Genomic DNA, 14870 nt, shown 5'->3' with positions numbered 1-14870 from the left:
CATTGCCGGGCAGGCTCCCGGAAAAGCGCAGATTTTCCACGAACTGACGAATAAGGTCAAACCCGGCAGGGGCTCAGACCGGGTTGTCGATATCGATAAATCGATGTTCCAGACTGAATTTTTCTGCCAGGTGCGCCCCCAGGGCGCGGGGGCCGCCGCGCTCGGTGGCATGATGGCCGGCACCGAAGTAGTGGATCCCCAACTCCCGGGCCAGGTGAGTGGTCTGCTCCGAGGCCTCGCCGCTGATGAAGGCGTCCACGCCCAGGGCGGCGGCGGCCTCGATATAGGACTGGGCCGCGCCGGTGCACCAGGCCAGCCGCTCGATACGCCCGGCCCGGCCGGGCAGGTGCAGTGGGGTCCGGCCCAGGCGGGCCTCGAGCCGATCGGCAAGCTCGGCGGGGGTCAGCGGCTGGGCCGGCCGGCCCTGGCAGGCGATGTCCGGGCCCCGGCCGCCACCGAACCAGCCCTCGATGGACAGATCCAGATCGACCGCCAGCCTGGCGTTGTTGCCCAGCTCGGGGTGGGCGTCCAGGGGCAGGTGGTAGGCCAGCAGGTTGATGCCGTGTTCCAGCAGCGCCTTGAGGCGCCGGTGCTTCATGCCGACAATGGGTGCCGGCTCGCCCTTCCAGAAATAACCGTGGTGGACCAGCAGCACATCGGCCCCGGCTTCTATGGCGGCGTCGACCAGAGCCTGGCTGGCCGTCACGCCCGAGACGATCCGCCGCACCTCGCCCCGGCCCTCGACCTGCAGGCCGTTGGGGCAGTAATCCTGGAACTCGCCGGCACGCAGCAGGCTGTCGGTATAGCTGACCAGTTCGTCGATTGTCGCCATCATCGCCTCCGGACCGTGATCTCAGGCATAATCATACGTATACGAAGCAACAGGATCGACTCATGGCCAAACGCAATCTGCTGACCTTCCTGGCCCAGTCCATCGTGGTGGGGCTGATGGCCGCCGCCCTGCTCTACGCCTTCAAACCGGAGCTGTTCCGCAGCGAGGCGCCGGCCGTGGTGGAGGTCAGGGAGAGCGAGCGCAACGGGGCGCCGTCCGTCGCGCCCGCCGGCGGCCCGGTTTCCTATGCCGACGCCGTCGACCGCGCCGCACCGGCCGTGGTCAACATCTACAGCGCCAAGGTGGTGCGCGAGCCGCTGCATCCGCTGTTCAACGACCCCCTGTTCCGGCAGTTCTTCGGTGATCGCATCGGCCCGCAGCGCGAGCGGCTGCAGACCAGTCTGGGCTCGGGCGTGATCATCAGTCCGCAGGGCTATATCCTGACCAACAACCATGTGGTGGGCAATGCCGACGAGATCCAGGTCATGCTGGCCGACGGGCGCAGCCATGCGGCGAAGGTGGTCGGCAGCGATCCCGAGACCGACCTGTCGGTGCTGCGCATCGAGGCCGACGCGCTGCCGGTGATCGTGCTCGGGGATGCCGAGTCGCTGCGGGTGGGGGATGTGGTGCTGGCCATCGGCAACCCCTACGGCGTGGGACAGACGGTGACCCAGGGCATCGTCAGCGCCACCGGGCGCACCCAGCTGGGCATCAGCACCTTCGAGAACTTCATCCAGACCGATGCCGCCATCAACCCGGGCAACTCCGGCGGCGCACTGATCAACGCCCATGGTGAGCTGATCGGGATCAACACTGCCATCTTCAGCCGCTCGGGCGGCTCCCAGGGCATCGGCTTCGCCATCCCCGAAAGCCTGGCCCGGGACGTGATGAAACAGATCATTGAAAACGGTCAGGTGGTGCGCGGCTGGCTGGGCATCGAGGCCCAGGACCTGACGCCGCAGCTGGCCGAGTCCTTCGGACTGGACAGCACCGACGGGGTACTGATCGCCGGGGTGCTGCGCGGCGGGCCGGCCGACCGGGCCGGGCTGGAGCCGGGTGATGTGCTGACCGGCCTGAACGGCAAGCCGGTCAGCAGCTCCCGCCAGGCCATGAACGCCATCGCCGCCAGCCGTCCCGGCAGCCAGCTGCGGATCGAGGCGGTCCGGCGCGGTCAGCCGCTGGAACTGGCGGCCGAGATCGGCCGCCGTCCGCAGGCGCAGCAACAATAATAACAACACGCCCGCCGGCGACAACCGGCGGGCGTGGCGTGGCGGACGCTCAGCGGACGGTCTTACTGGGCGGCGGAGTCACCCTGTCCGGCCTTGGCGGCGACGGCCTCCTTGACCATCTTCTCCAGTTCGCCGTTCTGGTACATCTCCAGGGTGATGTCGCAGCCGCCGATCAGCTCGCCGTTGATGTAGATCTGCGGGAAGGTCGGCCAGTTGGCGAAACGGGGCAGGTTCTCCATCACCTCCGGATCGGAGAGCACGTTCACATAGGCGAATTCCTCGCCGCAGGCCTGCAGGGCCTGGGACGCGCGGCTGGAGAAGCCGCACATGGGCATCTCGGGGGTGCCCTTCATGAAGATCACCACCGGGTGGGAATCCACCGCCTGCTTGATTTTATCCAGTACATCCATCGTCATTACCTCGGTTCGTCAGCGTGAATTCGGGACTCGATTACTGATCATCGGAGTCTACTCGCCCGGGATGGGGGAAAAAAGGCCCGGTTTCAAGGGGAATATTCCTTTCGGGCTAGAAAAAACCGCCGCTGGACGCAATTTCCGTCATTGCGAGGAACGAAGTGACGCGGCAATCTCCCTAGGCTTGGATTTGTCCGTCGGGGATTGCCGCGCTTCGCTCGCAATGACAGGGTAATAAGAGCCAGTCAGTGCCCCCTACCCCACATTACGCTGCAGCCAGTACTCCAACAGGGCCAGGTGCCACAGCTTGCTGCCCAGGATGCGGGTGTGGTGCGACTCGGGCGCGTCCAGCAGCTTGTCCACATATTCACGCCGGTACAGGCCGCGTTCGCGGCAGGCCTGTGAATCCAGGATATCGCGCATGAAGTCCAGGAAGGGCCCGCGCACGTACTTGAGGGCCGGTACCGGAAAATAGCCCTTGGGTCGGTCGATGACCGCATCCGGCAGCCGGCCGCGGGCGATCGACTTGAGCACCTGCTTGCCGCCGGAACCGAGCTTGTACTCGGGCGGCATCTGCGCGGCCAGTTCGACCAGCTTGTGGTCGAGGAAGGGCACCCTGGCCTCCAGGCCCCAGGCCATGGTCATGTTGTCCACCCGCTTGACCGGGTCATCGACAATAAGCGTGGTCACATCCAGGCGCAGCACCTGGTCAATGAACTCGTCCGCGCCGGGCTGGCGCAGGCGCCGGCCGATCTTCGCCCCGGTGTAATCCAGACCGCGCCAGGCCGGTTCGACCATCTCCCGATACTCGTCATGGTCGCGATCGAAGTAGTGCCGGCGGAAGCGCTCGATCGGCTCGCCCGTCTCCTCGATCATGCGCGGATACCAGAAATAGCCGGCGAAGACCTCGTCCGCGCCCTGCCCGCTCTGCACCACCTTCACGCTTTTTGATACCTGCTCGGCCAGCAGGTAGAAGGCCACGGCATCCTGGCCGAACATGGGTTCGGTCATGTTGTCGACAGCCTCGGGCAGGCGGTTCAGCACCTCACTGTTGGGAATGCGGTACTTGTGGTGGCGGGTGGCGTAGCGTTCGGCCACCGGGTCGGAATATTCGAACTCGCTGCCCTTCTCCTCGGGCTGGTCCTCGAAGCCGACCGAGAAGGTGAGCAGATCCCTGACCCCCACCTCGGCCAGCAGCGCGACCAGCAGGCTGGAATCCAGCCCGCCGGAGAGCAGCACCCCGACCGGCACGTCACTGATCTCGATGCGCCGGCGCACGGCCTCCCTGAGCGCATCATGGATGGCCTCGGTCCATTCGGTCTCGTCCATGGACCGGGCCGGGCGCTGCGCCTCGAGCGTCCAGTAGCGCCGCTTGCGCCAGCGGCCGTCGGCCTCCACCACCAGGTAATGGCCGGGATCGAGCTTGCGTACCCCGCGCAGCACGGTGCGCGGCGCCGGCACCACGGCGTGCAGGGTGAACAGGTGATGCAGCGCCACCGAGTCCAGATCGCTGCTCACCCCGCCGGCGGCGATCAGGGCCTGGCTGGTGGAGGCGAAGCGGAAGCTGCCGCCGGCATAACGGTAATAGAGCGGCTTGATACCCATGCGGTCGCGCGCCACGAACAGGCGCTGGCGGTCGCTGTCCCAGACTGCGAAGGCGAACATGCCGTGCAGTCGTTCCACGCAGGCCTCGCCCCAGGCCTTGTAGGCCTTGAGGATGACCTCGGTGTCGCCGTGGGAGAAGAAGTGATAGCCCAGCCCGATCAGTTCCTCGCGCAGTTCGGGGTAGTTGTAGATGGTGCCGTTGAAGACAATGGCCAGATCCAGATCCTGATCGACCATCGGCTGGTTGGCGTGCGCGCTGAGATCGATGATGGACAGCCGCCGGTGGCCCATGGCCAGCGGGCCGTCGGAGTGACTGCCGGCATGGTCAGGGCCGCGCCGTTCCAGCCGCTCCAGCATGCGATGGACCGTGCCCAGGTCCGGGGCCCGGCCGTCGAAGCGCAGTTCGCCGCAGATGCCGCACATCAGATCAGGATCCAGGTCTCAGGATACAGAACACAAGTCAGGGAACCCTTGATAACACCCCCCGTCATCCCCGCCTTCGCGGGGATGACGGTTCTTTTGCATCGTCGCCAACACAGCAAACCGCTGTGTGACTGCCCCAGTACACCCGCATCAGCCATCGACCACTGTCAGTTTGGAATTCACCTGCTTCACCCCCTTCACACTACGGGCGATCTCCACCGCCCGGTCGCGTGCCCGCTGACTGGCGACACTGCCGTAGAGGGTGACCACGCCACGATAGGTGTCGACATTGATATCCATCGCCTTCACCTCCCTATCGCGCACATAGCGGGCGTTGATGGTGGAGGTTATGGTCGCATCGCGCGAGATCTCGCCGGCGCTGCGCTCGTCCTGACCGACATAATAGCCGCCGGCCGCGGCCCCGCCCACCACCAGGGCGCCGCAGCCGGACAGGGCCGGGGCCAGACAGCACAGCAACGCGATCCAGAGCCTGTTCATGCATCAATACTCCTGTTTGAAAACTCAGATTCATTTCCCGTTCGTCATCCCGGCGAAGGCCGGGATCCAGCACCGCCATGATCACAGGATTTCCGCCTGTCATTCCTGTGCCTGATTTCTGGATCCCGGCCTTCGCCGGGATGACGGCAATTCTTCTGTTTCCGGCTTACGGGCTATAATTCAAGGCTCACCCCAGCCGCCACCGCCGGGCGTCTCCAGGCTGAGCCGGTCGCCGGCGGCGACATCCAGCGCGACCTTCGCCGCCAACGGCTCAGCGTTCAGACGATTCATCCCCGGCTGGCCGTCGCCGCCGCCCTGCAGCCCCCAGGGCGCACTGGTCCGGCGTTCGGTCAACAGGGTCACCTGCGCCGGGGCCAGGAATTCGTATTCCCGGATCAGGCCGTCACCGCCGGGATGGCGGCCGCTGCCGCCGGAGCCGCGGCGGATGGCATAGCGGTTGATCCGCAGGGGATAGAACCGCTCCACCACCTCGATGGGCGTGTTCAGGGTATTGGTCATGTGCGTCTGCACGGCGTTCAGGCCCGGCTGCTCCGGTCCGCCACCCATGCCGCCGCCCAGGGTTTCATAATAGTCCCAGCTCACGCCGGGGCCGCGTGCGCCCATGGCCAGATTGTTCATCGTGCCCTGGCTGGCCGCCGGGATGCGCGCCGGCAGGGCATTCGCAAGCGCGCCCAGCAGGGCATCCACGATACGGCTGGAGGTCTCGACATTGCCGGCCGCCACCGCTGCCGGCCGCCGGGCATTGACCAGGCAGCCTGCCGGGGCACTGAGATGGATGGCGCGGAAACTGCCGGCACAGGCCGGGGTCTGGGGCGGCAGCAGGCAGCGAAACACATAGTAGACCGCCGCCGCGGCCACCGACAGCGGGCAGTTGATGTTGCCCGGCGTCTGCGCCGCGGTGCCGGTGAAATCCACCTCCACCCGGTCGGCATCGACCGTCACGCAGACCCGGATCGGCAGCCGCGCATGGCCCTGGCCGTCGTCGTCCATATAGTCGGTGAAGCGGTAGCGTCCGGGCGGGAGTTCCGCCAATGCCTCGCCGGCCAGGGCGGCGGCATAGTCGTTCAGGGCGGCAAGCGCCTGCAGATAGGCATCACCCCCCCGGGCGTCGGCCAGGGCCTGCAGGCGCCTGGCACCGACACGGTTGGCACTGATCTGGGCGGTGAAATCCCCCTCGGTGACAGCCGGCGCGGCGGTGGCGGCGGTGATCTCCCCGAACAGGGCCTCATCCAGTTCGCCGCCGTGCAGCAGCAGGGCGGGCGGGATGATCCTGCCCTCTTCGTCCAGGCGCTTTGACACCGGCATGGAGCCCGGGGCCTCGGCGCCGATGTCGGCGTGATGGGCCCGGTTGGCCACGAAGCCGATCAGCCGCCCGTCCAGGAACACGGCCGCGATCAGGGTCACATCGGGCAGGTGGGTACCGCCCAGGTAGGGATCGTTGACGATGAGCATGTCGCCCGGCGCCCAGTCGACTGCGCCCACCAGATCGCGCATGGCATAGGCCATGCTGCCCAGGTGCACCGGGATGTGGGCGGCCTGGGCGCACAACTCGCCGTCGGGGCCGAACACGGCGCAGGAATAATCCAGCCGGTCACGGATGTTGGGTGAGAAGGCCGAGCGCTGCAGTACCGCGCCCATCTCGTCGCACACCGCCTCGATGCGGCTGGCGAACAGGCTCAGTTCGATGGCATCCATGGACGGCGCAGCGGACAGCGTAAGGGATCGGGTGTCAATTGCATGGCAGGGATGGTACAGGTTTTCTTTGCTATATTCAGCGCGCAGGCGCAATAAAACCCAACAGAATGCCGGAGTTAGGCTATTGCAATCGACCAACTGCTACCCTATTCTCTCGAACCCTAGTAAATTCATCGGGTTTTAAACATCCAACCCTTCCCGCAAAAATAAGATCCTGGAGGTATGATCCATGAACCCATTGAAATCGCCTTGGGCTACCACTGTCGTCGGCATCGTGCTGGCGCTGATCATCGTGGCCGTCATCGACAGCCCCGTGCCCGCCACGGCCAGTGAATGGACCATCTGGTTCCATGTCGTGGTTGGTGTGATGTGGATCGGCCTGCTGTATTACTTCAACTTCGTGCAGGTCCCGGCCCAGGCCGAGGCCATGGCCGACAAGGACGGCCCCGGCCCGGCCGCCATCGGCAAGTATGTCGCACCCAAGGCGCTGTTGTATTTCCGCTGGGCCGCGCTGCTGACCTGGCTGTCCGGTGCCGCCGCGCTGGGCAAGTACGGCATCTTCGCTGACGCCTTCCTGCTCAAGCAGAACGCCGCCGTGATCGGCATCGGCGCCTGGCTGGGCACCATCATGCTGTTCAATGTCTGGGTGCTGATCTGGCCCAACCAGAAGAAGGTACTGGGCATGGTGCAGGCCTCCGACGAGGAAAAGGCCAAGGCCAAGACCGTGGCCCTGTATGCCTCGCGCATCAACACCCTGCTGTCGCTGCCCATGCTGCTGTGCATGACCGCCAGCCACTACCACAACGGCGGCCTGCCGTTCTGATCGCCGACCGCGGCTGACGGTACCGGAAAGGCCCGGAATACTCCGGGCCTTTCCTTTTTATTTCATAGAATTATCATCCCATTTGCCAAGCCTGGCCAATCCTTATAGGATGATTCCTTTACCCATGGCGGCTCTTGCGAGCTGCTTTTTTGCTTTCTGGGCCCCTGTATGAGCAGTGACGATCACCTGATGCACAACTACGGCCGCCTGCCGGTGCGCTTCGTGCGCGGCGAGGGCGCCCTGCTGTGGGACGACCGCGACCGGCGTTACCTGGACGCGCTCAGCGGCATCGCCGTCTGCGGCCTGGGCCATGCCCACCCGGCCGTGAGCGAGGCCATCTGCGATCAGGCCCGCACCCTGGTGCATACCTCCAATCTGTACGAGATTCCGCTGCAGGAACGGTTGGCCGCGGAGTTGTGCACTCGCGCCGGCCTGAACCGGGCCTTTTTCTGCAACTCCGGCGCCGAGGCCAACGAAGCAGCGATCAAGCTGGCGCGCCTCCACGCCCGCGGACGTGGCATCGCGAAACCGCATATCCTGGTGATGGAGAACAGCTTTCACGGCCGCACCCTGGCCACGCTCACCGCCACCGGCAACGCCCGCATCCAGGCCGGATTCGAGCCGCTGGTGGAGGGCTTCACCCGGGTGCCCTACAACGATCTCGACGCCGTCCGCCGGGCCGCCGCGGAAGTCGAGGGCATCGTGGCCGTGCTGGTCGAGCCGGTGCAGGGCGAAGGCGGCATCCGGGTGCCCTCACCCGATTACCTGGCCGGACTGCGCGCCATCTGCGACGAACAGGGCTGGCTGCTGATGCTGGACGAGATCCAGACCGGCATCGGCCGTACCGGCGAATGGTTCGCCTTCCAGCACGCCGGCATCCTGCCCGATGTCCTGACCCTGGCCAAGGGCCTGGGCAACGGCTTCCCCATCGGCGCCTGCCTGGCGCGCGGGGCGGCCGCGGAGCTGTTCCAGCCCGGCCATCACGGCACCACCTTCGGCGGCAATCCGCTGGGCTGCCGCACCGCGCTGGCGGTGCTGGAGACCATGGAACGGGAACAGCTGCCCGCGCGCGCCGCGAAGCTGGGCTCTGAACTGTCAGATACCTTCCGCTCCCGCCTGGGTAACACCCCCGGCGTTAGCGAGATCCGCGGTCACGGCCTGCTGCTGGCCATCGCCCTGGACCGGCCCTGTGGGGATCTGGTCAAGCGAGCGCTGGAACGCGGGCTGCTGATCAATGTCACTGCGCAGAACGTCATCCGCCTGCTGCCGCCGCTCATCTTCACCGATACGCAGGCGGACGAACTGGTGGAGACGCTCTGCGCCCTTGTCACCGAATTCCTGCAGGAGGCGTGAATATGCCTGTGCGCCACTTTCTCACCCTGATGGACCTGTCCCCGGCCGAGCTGGAGACCCTGATCCGCCGGGCGATCGAGCTGAAACAGAAACACTACGACGGCGAGATCTTCGAACCGTTGCGTAACAAGACCCTGGCCATGGTGTTCGAGAAATCCTCCACCCGCACCCGGGTCTCGTTCGAGGCCGGCATGGCCCAGCTCGGCGGCCATGCCATGTTCCTCTCGCCGCGCGACACACCAGCTGGGCCGCGGCGAGCCGCTGGAGGACACGGCGCGGGTACTGTCGCGCATGGCCGACTGCGTCATCATCCGCACCTACGAGCACGACAAGATCGAGCGCTTCGCCTTTGAGTCCCGGGTGCCGGTGATCAACGCGCTGACCGATCTGTACCACCCCTGCCAGCTGCTGGCCGACGTGCAGACCTTCGTCGAGCACCGCGGCGAGGTGCGGGGCGCAACCGTCACCTATATCGGCGACGGCAACAACATGTGTCACTCCTATATCAACGCAGCGCGCCAGTTCGGCTTCAACCTGCGCCTGGGCTGTCCCGGTGACTACCAGCCCGACAGTGAGATACTGGCCGCCGCCGGCGACCGGGTACAGCTGTTCGACGATCCCATGGAAGCCGCGAAAGGGGCGCATTGGATCGCCACCGATGTGTGGGCCAGCATGGGCCAGGAAGAGGAACAGGCCAAGCGCCGCGAGGCCTTCCAGGACTTTCAGGTCAACGAGGAAATGCTGGCCGTGGCCGACCCGGAGGCGCTGTTCATGCACTGCCTGCCGGCCCACCGGGGCGAGGAGGTCAGCGCCGGCGTCATGGACAGCACGCAGAGCGTGGTCTGGGACGAGGCCGAGAACCGCCTGCACGCCCAGAAGGCGCTGCTGGAGTTTCTGCTCACCTGAGCCGCTGCCGCAATTCGCCCTGAGGGGCCCGACGGCTTATGCTCTGAGCCATGTTCAGATCCACCAGTCATCTCGCCGCCGCCGCCAGCCTGCTCCTGCTGCCGGCGGTCTTCCTGCTCGATCTGCAGCTGCCCCTGGGGTGGCCACCGGCATCCTCTATGTGGTGCCGGCTCTGCTTACCCTCTGGGCCCATCCCGCCCTGCTGTGGGTCGTCACCGGCCTCGCCTGCCTGCTGGTGCTCGCCGCCATCCCCCTGTCGCCGGCCGAGCCAACCTGGATCGCCCTGCTCAACCGCGGCCTGTCCCTGCTGGTGATCGTGCTGAGCGCACTGCTGCTGCGCCTGCACCAGCGCCGTGAACAGATACTGGCCGAGCATGCGCGTCAGGAGGAGGTCCTGCACGAAAGCGAGCGTTATCTGCGCCAGGTCATCGATCTGGTGCCGCACCGGATTTTCGTCAAGGATGCCGAGGGCCGCTTTCTCCTGGTCAATCAGGCCGCGGCGGCGGCCTATGGACTGAGCGTGGAGGCCATGACCGGCCGTCTGCACCAGGAGCTGCATGGCGATCCCGACCAGGTGGCCCGGATGCTGGCCAACGACCGCGCCGTGATCCAACCCATTTTGATCCCGAGGAGGGCTTCACCGGCGCCGACGGCCGCCCCCGCACCCTGCGCACCACCAAGATCCCGTTCCGGTTGCCCGGCCAGGCGACGCCGGCCGTGCTGGGCCTGGCCATCGACATCACCGAGGACAAGGCGCGGGAACGGCGCCTGCTCGCGTCCGAACGCAAGTACCGCGCCCTGCTGGACAATGCCGTGGACGCCATCCTGCTCGCCGATATGGAGGGCAAGCTGCTCGACGCCAATCGCCAGGCCGAACAGCTGCTGGGCTACAGCCGCGAGGAACTGAGCCGCATGCACGCCTCCGAGCTGCACCCGACGGAGGAACTGCCGCAGGTGCAGGCGGTATTCCGGAAACTCAGTAAGGCGGGCACCACCCGGGTGACGCATCCGGTCATCCGCGGCAACGGCGAGCAGATCCGCTGCGAGGTGGCGGCCAGTCTGATCCGCTATGGCGACGATACCGTGATCCAGGGCATCTTCCGTGACATCACCGAGCGCGAACGCCGGATGCAGGCCCGGCTGGAGGAAGAGCAGCGCCACCGCACCACCCTGATCCGGGAGGTGCACCACCGCATCAAGAACAACCTGCAGGGGGTGGTGGGCCTGCTGCGCCAGCAGGCCGGGGCGCACCCGGAACTGGAGGCGGCAATGACCGGCGCCATCGGTCAGGTCCAGTCCATCGCCCTGGTCCATGGCCTGCAGGGCAAGGGGGATGATCTCAAGGTCTGGCTGTGCGAGATGGTCGAGGCCATTGCGACTGCCACCGCCCCGCTGGCCCGCGCCCCGGTCGAACCCAGCATCGATCTGGGCGCGGGCTCGCCCATCTGGATACATACCGAGGCCGCCGTGCCGGTGGCCCTGGTGCTGAACGAGCTGATCCAGAACGCGGCCAAGCACGGCGGTGGCGACGGGGTACAGGTCCGGCTGGAGCGGGACGCGGAGCACAGCGCCCGGATCCTGGTCAGTGCTTCGGGACGCCTGCCGGCAGAATTCGACTTCAATCGCGGTCAGGGCCTGGGCACCGGTCTGGAGCTGGTCCGCGCCCTGCTGCCGCAGCAGGGCGCGCGGCTGGAATTCGAGCAGACCGGCGAGCGCACGCGGGCCCGCCTGGAGCTGACACCGCCGCTGGTCCACTTCTGATGCGGAGACTCAGGAGTCCGGCTTGTTCCTGGCCTCGGCCTCCATCTGCTCCAGACTGGTGTGACGCACGTCCTTGCCGCGTACCAGGTAGATCACGTATTCACAGATATTGCTGGCGCGGTCGCCGACGCGTTCCAGCGACCGCGCCGCCCACATGGCATCCAGGGCGCAGGGGATGCTGCGGTTGTCCTCCATCATCAGGGTGATGAGCTGGCGCATGATGCCGTCGTACTCCTTGTCCAGCTTCTGGTCCTCGCGCCAGACCTCCACCGCCATATCCACGTCCATGCGGGCGAAGGCGTTGAGCGAGCCCTTGAGCATCTTGCCGGCCAGCTCGCCCAGGTGTTCGATACGGCCGTGGAAGCGGTCGATCTGCGACTTGTCGCTGATATGCATGGCCATGCGCGCGATGCGCTCGGCCTCATCGCCGATGCGCTCCAGGTCGGTAATGGTCTTGATCACGGCCACCAGCAGCCGCAGATCGCCGGCCGTGGGCTGGCGTCGGGCCAGTACCAGGTTGCACTCCTCGTCGATGGAGACCTCCATGGCGTTGATCTTGTAGTCATTGTTGACCACAACGTCGGCCAGGCGCTCGTCGCCCTCGACCAGTGCGCGCACCGCGTCGGCCACCTGCTGCTCCACCATGCCGCCCATGGACATCACCCGGTTGCGGATGTCCTCCAGCTCGGTGTTGTACTGGCGGGATATATGCTGACTGATACTGTTCCTTGTCCATGGTGCTCATCTCTGCTCCCCCCGAGTGCGCGCTCAGCCGTAGCGCCCGGTGATATAGTCCTCGGTCATCTTCTGCTTCGGATTGGTGAAGATGGTGTTGGTGTCATCATATTCGATCAGCTCGCCCAGATACATGAAGGCAGTATAGTCCGAACGCGGGCCGCCTGCTGCATGTTGTGAGTGACGATCACGATGGTGTATTTCGATTTCAGGTCGTAGATCAGCTCCTCGATCTTGAGGGTGGAGATCGGATCCAGCGCCGAGGCCGGCTCGTCGAGCAGGATCACCTCCGGCTCGATGGCGATGGCGCGGGCGATGACCAGGCGCTGCTGCTGGCCGCCGGACAGCCCCATGGCGCTCTCGTGCATCCGGTCCTTGACCTCGTCCCACAGGGCCGCACCGCGCAGCGATTTCTCCACCACCTCGTCCAGGGTACGGCGGCTGGTCACGCCCTGCAGCCGCAGTCCGTAGGCGACATTCTCGTAGATGCTCTTGGGGAAGGGGTTGGGCTTCTGGAATACCATCCCCACCCGCCGACGCAGATCGGCCACATTGGTCGAACGGGCGTAGATGTCCTCGCCGTCGAGCCGGATGCTGCCCTCGACACGCACGCCGTCGACCAGGTCGTTCATCCGGTTGAAACAGCGCAGCAGGGTGGACTTGCCGCAGCCGCTGGGACCGATATAGGCGGTCACGCGATTGCGCGGGATGGACATGGTGATTTTCTTCAGCGCCTGGGTCGCCCCGTAGTACAGGTCCAGATCCTGCACCTGCAGACAGATTTCCTCGCGGCTGATGTCCAGCGCTTCGCGCCGTACCACCAGTCCGGGATCGATGGCATGGGTCTTGGTCTGTTCATTCATCATTGCATTACCTTCGGTCGGGCCGGATTCAGCCCTGATCAAACGACTTGAACTGTTCCCGCAGCCGGTTACGGATGGCGATGGCGGCCAGGTTCAGCACCACGATGACCAGAACCAGCAGCAGCGCGGTGGCATAGACCAGCGGGCGGGCGGCCTCCACGTTGGGGCTCTGGAATCCGACATCATAGATATGAAAACCCAGATGCATGAACTTGCGCTCCAGGTGCACGAAGGGCGGGTTGCCGTCCACCGGCAGCGAGGGCGCGAGCTTGACCACACCGACCAGCATCAGGGGCGCGACCTCGCCGGCGGCGCGCGCCACGGCCAGGATCAGGCCGGTCATCATGGCGGGGCTCGCCATCGGCAGCACCGTGCGCCACAGGGTCTCGGCCTTGGTCGCCCCCAGCGCCAGACTGCCCTCGCGGATGGCGCTGGGAATGCGTGACAAGCCCTCCTCGGTGGCCACGATCACCACCGGCAGCGTCAGCAGCGCCAGGGTCAGCGCGGCCCAGAACAGGCCCGGTGTGCCGAAGGTCGGGGCCGGCTGCGCCTCGGGGAAGAACAGGTCGTCGATGTTGCCACCCAGGAAGTAGACGAAAAAGCCCAGGCCGAACACGCCGTAGACAATCGAGGGTACGCCAGCGAGGTTATTGACCGCAATGCGGATGGTGCGGGTCAGCGGGCCCTGTTTGGCGTATTCGCGCAGATAGACCGCGGCCACGACACCGAAGGGCGTGACGACCACCGACATCAGCATGACCATCATGACGGTGCCGAAGATCGCCGGGAAGATGCCTCCCTCGGTATTGGCCTCGCGCGGCTCATCGCTGACGAACTCCCACAGCTTGGCGAAGTAGAACCCGAACTTGTCGACCGTGCTCATGGCATTAGGTCGGTAGGCCCGCACCACCTTGGCCAGCGGCACCTCCACCTCGCGCCCGTCCATGACCGTGGCGGTGAAGCTGTCGCGGCGCAACTGCTGGTACAGCTCGCCCAGCTCCCGCTGCAGCACCTCATAGTCGGCCTGCAGACGCGCCTGCTCGGCCTCGATGGCGGCCAGGTTCTCGGGCGTGTCCCGACCCTCGAGTTCCAGCCGGCGCCGATCCAGGCGCAGCTGCTCCATGGCATAGTTGATACTGCCGATGCGGCCCTTCTCGATGTCCTTGATCCGGTGCTGCAGCTCCGTGGCCCGCGCCAGGCGATCCTGCAGGGCCTGCCAGGCGGCCTCGCCCTCGGCCACGACCTGGTCTTCCTGCTTCACGCGCTGCAGAAAGCCATAGAAGTTGCCCCACTCGTAACGTTCCACCGCCATGACATCCGTCGGCATGCTGCGCTCCAGCACCCGCGGCTCCAGCAGCCAGCGGAAATCCAGGCCGACCAGATCGCGGTTGCCGGTCTTGATCAGCAGGCGCTCCACCTCGGGGGTATCGCCCGGCACCTCGGCCGACCCGGAGGCCTCGATGCGGGCGCGGGTCACGATTTCGCTATCGCTGATCTCGCCGATGATGCGCTGGTGCTGCCCATCCGTCTGCAGATATTCGAATTCGTAAACCGTGGCGGGCCAGAAGTGCGCCAGCCCGCGCACGGCGATCAGCGCCAGCAGTCCCACCACCATGATCAGGCTGGCGCTGACCGCCGCCGCATTGAGCCACACCCAGGGCGTGCCGCTTTTGAACCAGTTGCCGAGGTTTCGCTTCACCCTGATCACTCCCG

11 protein-coding genes and 3 pseudogenes are annotated in these 14870 nt (G+C 65.9%); 6 read left to right on the top strand and 8 right to left on the bottom strand.

What is annotated here, in order from left to right; all coding sequences use genetic code 11:
- Nucleotides 1-73: 73 nt before the first annotated feature.
- Entirely contained in the window at nt 74-832 is a 759-nt protein-coding gene (locus tag D6C00_RS12240) for a Nif3-like dinuclear metal center hexameric protein (protein ID WP_125181960.1), read from the bottom strand.
- 62 nt (nt 833-894) lie between these two features.
- Here D6C00_RS12240 and D6C00_RS12235 point away from each other — a divergent pair, with 62 nt between their 5' ends.
- On the top strand, nt 895-2061 hold the full coding sequence (locus D6C00_RS12235) for a Do family serine endopeptidase (RefSeq protein ID WP_125181959.1): 1167 nt from the start codon (nt 895-897) through the stop codon (nt 2059-2061).
- Nucleotides 2062-2123: 62 nt separating this feature from the next.
- Here D6C00_RS12235 and grxD read toward each other — a convergent pair whose 3' ends face one another.
- The 4 genes from grxD to D6C00_RS12215 all read right to left on the bottom strand — a co-directional run bounded on the left by grxD (nt 2124) and on the right by D6C00_RS12215 (nt 6716).
- On the bottom strand, nt 2124-2471 hold the full coding sequence (gene grxD, locus D6C00_RS12230) for a Grx4 family monothiol glutaredoxin (protein WP_125182461.1): 348 nt from the start codon (nt 2469-2471) through the stop codon (nt 2124-2126).
- A 258-nt stretch (nt 2472-2729) separates the two neighbouring features.
- A complete protein-coding gene (locus D6C00_RS12225; RefSeq protein WP_125181958.1) occupies nt 2730-4502 on the bottom strand; it encodes an N-acetylglutaminylglutamine amidotransferase in 1773 nt (590 codons plus the stop codon).
- Nucleotides 4503-4652: 150 nt separating this feature from the next.
- The gene (locus D6C00_RS12220) at nt 4653-5000 is read right to left on the bottom strand and encodes a BON domain-containing protein (RefSeq protein WP_206609561.1); all 348 of its coding nucleotides are present in this window, start codon (nt 4998-5000) and stop codon (nt 4653-4655) included.
- A gap of 180 nt (nt 5001-5180) precedes the next feature.
- Entirely contained in the window at nt 5181-6716 is a 1536-nt protein-coding gene (locus D6C00_RS12215) for a hydantoinase B/oxoprolinase family protein (protein ID WP_125181957.1), read from the bottom strand.
- 229 nt (nt 6717-6945) lie between these two features.
- Between D6C00_RS12215 and D6C00_RS12210 the strand changes: the two genes are divergently transcribed.
- From D6C00_RS12210 to D6C00_RS12190, 5 genes and pseudogenes are all read left to right on the top strand, one after another.
- A complete protein-coding gene (locus D6C00_RS12210; RefSeq protein WP_125181956.1) occupies nt 6946-7539 on the top strand; it encodes a urate hydroxylase PuuD in 594 nt (197 codons plus the stop codon).
- A 168-nt stretch (nt 7540-7707) separates the two neighbouring features.
- Entirely contained in the window at nt 7708-8892 is a 1185-nt protein-coding gene (locus D6C00_RS12205) for an acetylornithine transaminase (RefSeq protein ID WP_241546865.1), read from the top strand.
- 2 nt (nt 8893-8894) lie between these two features.
- Nucleotides 8895-9798: pseudogene (gene argF / locus D6C00_RS12200) on the top strand (ornithine carbamoyltransferase).
- Between the two features lie 139 nt (nt 9799-9937).
- Nucleotides 9938-10348: pseudogene (locus D6C00_RS16605) on the top strand (PAS domain S-box protein); the annotation flags it as partial.
- 143 nt (nt 10349-10491) lie between these two features.
- Complete coding sequence (locus D6C00_RS12190; protein ID WP_125181955.1) at nt 10492-11559, top strand: sensor histidine kinase; 1068 nt, start codon at nt 10492-10494, stop codon at nt 11557-11559.
- Between the two features lie 9 nt (nt 11560-11568).
- On the opposite strand, the gene phoU is transcribed toward D6C00_RS12190, so the two are convergent.
- The 3 genes and pseudogenes from phoU to pstA all read right to left on the bottom strand — a co-directional run bounded on the left by phoU (nt 11569) and on the right by pstA (nt 14856).
- Complete coding sequence (gene phoU / locus D6C00_RS12185) at nt 11569-12279, bottom strand: phosphate signaling complex protein PhoU (protein ID WP_255416793.1); 711 nt, start codon at nt 12277-12279, stop codon at nt 11569-11571.
- 48 nt (nt 12280-12327) lie between these two features.
- Nucleotides 12328-13160: pseudogene (pstB, locus tag D6C00_RS12180) on the bottom strand (phosphate ABC transporter ATP-binding protein PstB).
- A 25-nt stretch (nt 13161-13185) separates the two neighbouring features.
- A complete protein-coding gene (gene pstA / locus D6C00_RS12175; RefSeq protein ID WP_241546864.1) occupies nt 13186-14856 on the bottom strand; it encodes a phosphate ABC transporter permease PstA in 1671 nt (556 codons plus the stop codon).
- Between the last annotated feature and the right edge of the window lie 14 nt (nt 14857-14870).

It is taken from the genome of Thiohalobacter thiocyanaticus, assembly GCF_003932505.1.
GTDB classification, from domain to species: Bacteria; Pseudomonadota; Gammaproteobacteria; order Thiohalobacterales; family Thiohalobacteraceae; genus Thiohalobacter; species Thiohalobacter thiocyanaticus.
Note: the sequence above shows the minus strand (reverse complement) of the source record. Positions and strands in the feature narration are given on the sequence as shown.

Excerpts from the sequence above, each read along its gene's own strand:
- D6C00_RS12205 (WP_241546865.1), top strand. The coding sequence starts at position 7,708 with ATGAGCAGTGACGATCACCTGATGCACAACTACGGCCGCCTGCCGGTG.
- D6C00_RS12235 (WP_125181959.1), top strand. The coding sequence starts at position 895 with ATGGCCAAACGCAATCTGCTGACCTTCCTGGCCCAGTCCATCGTGGTG.
- D6C00_RS12210 (WP_125181956.1), top strand. The coding sequence starts at position 6,946 with ATGAACCCATTGAAATCGCCTTGGGCTACCACTGTCGTCGGCATCGTG.
- D6C00_RS12220 (WP_206609561.1), bottom strand. The coding sequence starts at position 5,000 with ATGAACAGGCTCTGGATCGCGTTGCTGTGCTGTCTGGCCCCGGCCCTG.
- D6C00_RS12240 (WP_125181960.1), bottom strand. The coding sequence starts at position 832 with ATGGCGACAATCGACGAACTGGTCAGCTATACCGACAGCCTGCTGCGT.
- D6C00_RS12225 (WP_125181958.1), bottom strand. The coding sequence starts at position 4,502 with ATGTGCGGCATCTGCGGCGAACTGCGCTTCGACGGCCGGGCCCCGGAC.
- grxD (WP_125182461.1), bottom strand. The coding sequence starts at position 2,471 with ATGGATGTACTGGATAAAATCAAGCAGGCGGTGGATTCCCACCCGGTG.
- D6C00_RS12215 (WP_125181957.1), bottom strand. The coding sequence starts at position 6,716 with ATGGATGCCATCGAACTGAGCCTGTTCGCCAGCCGCATCGAGGCGGTG.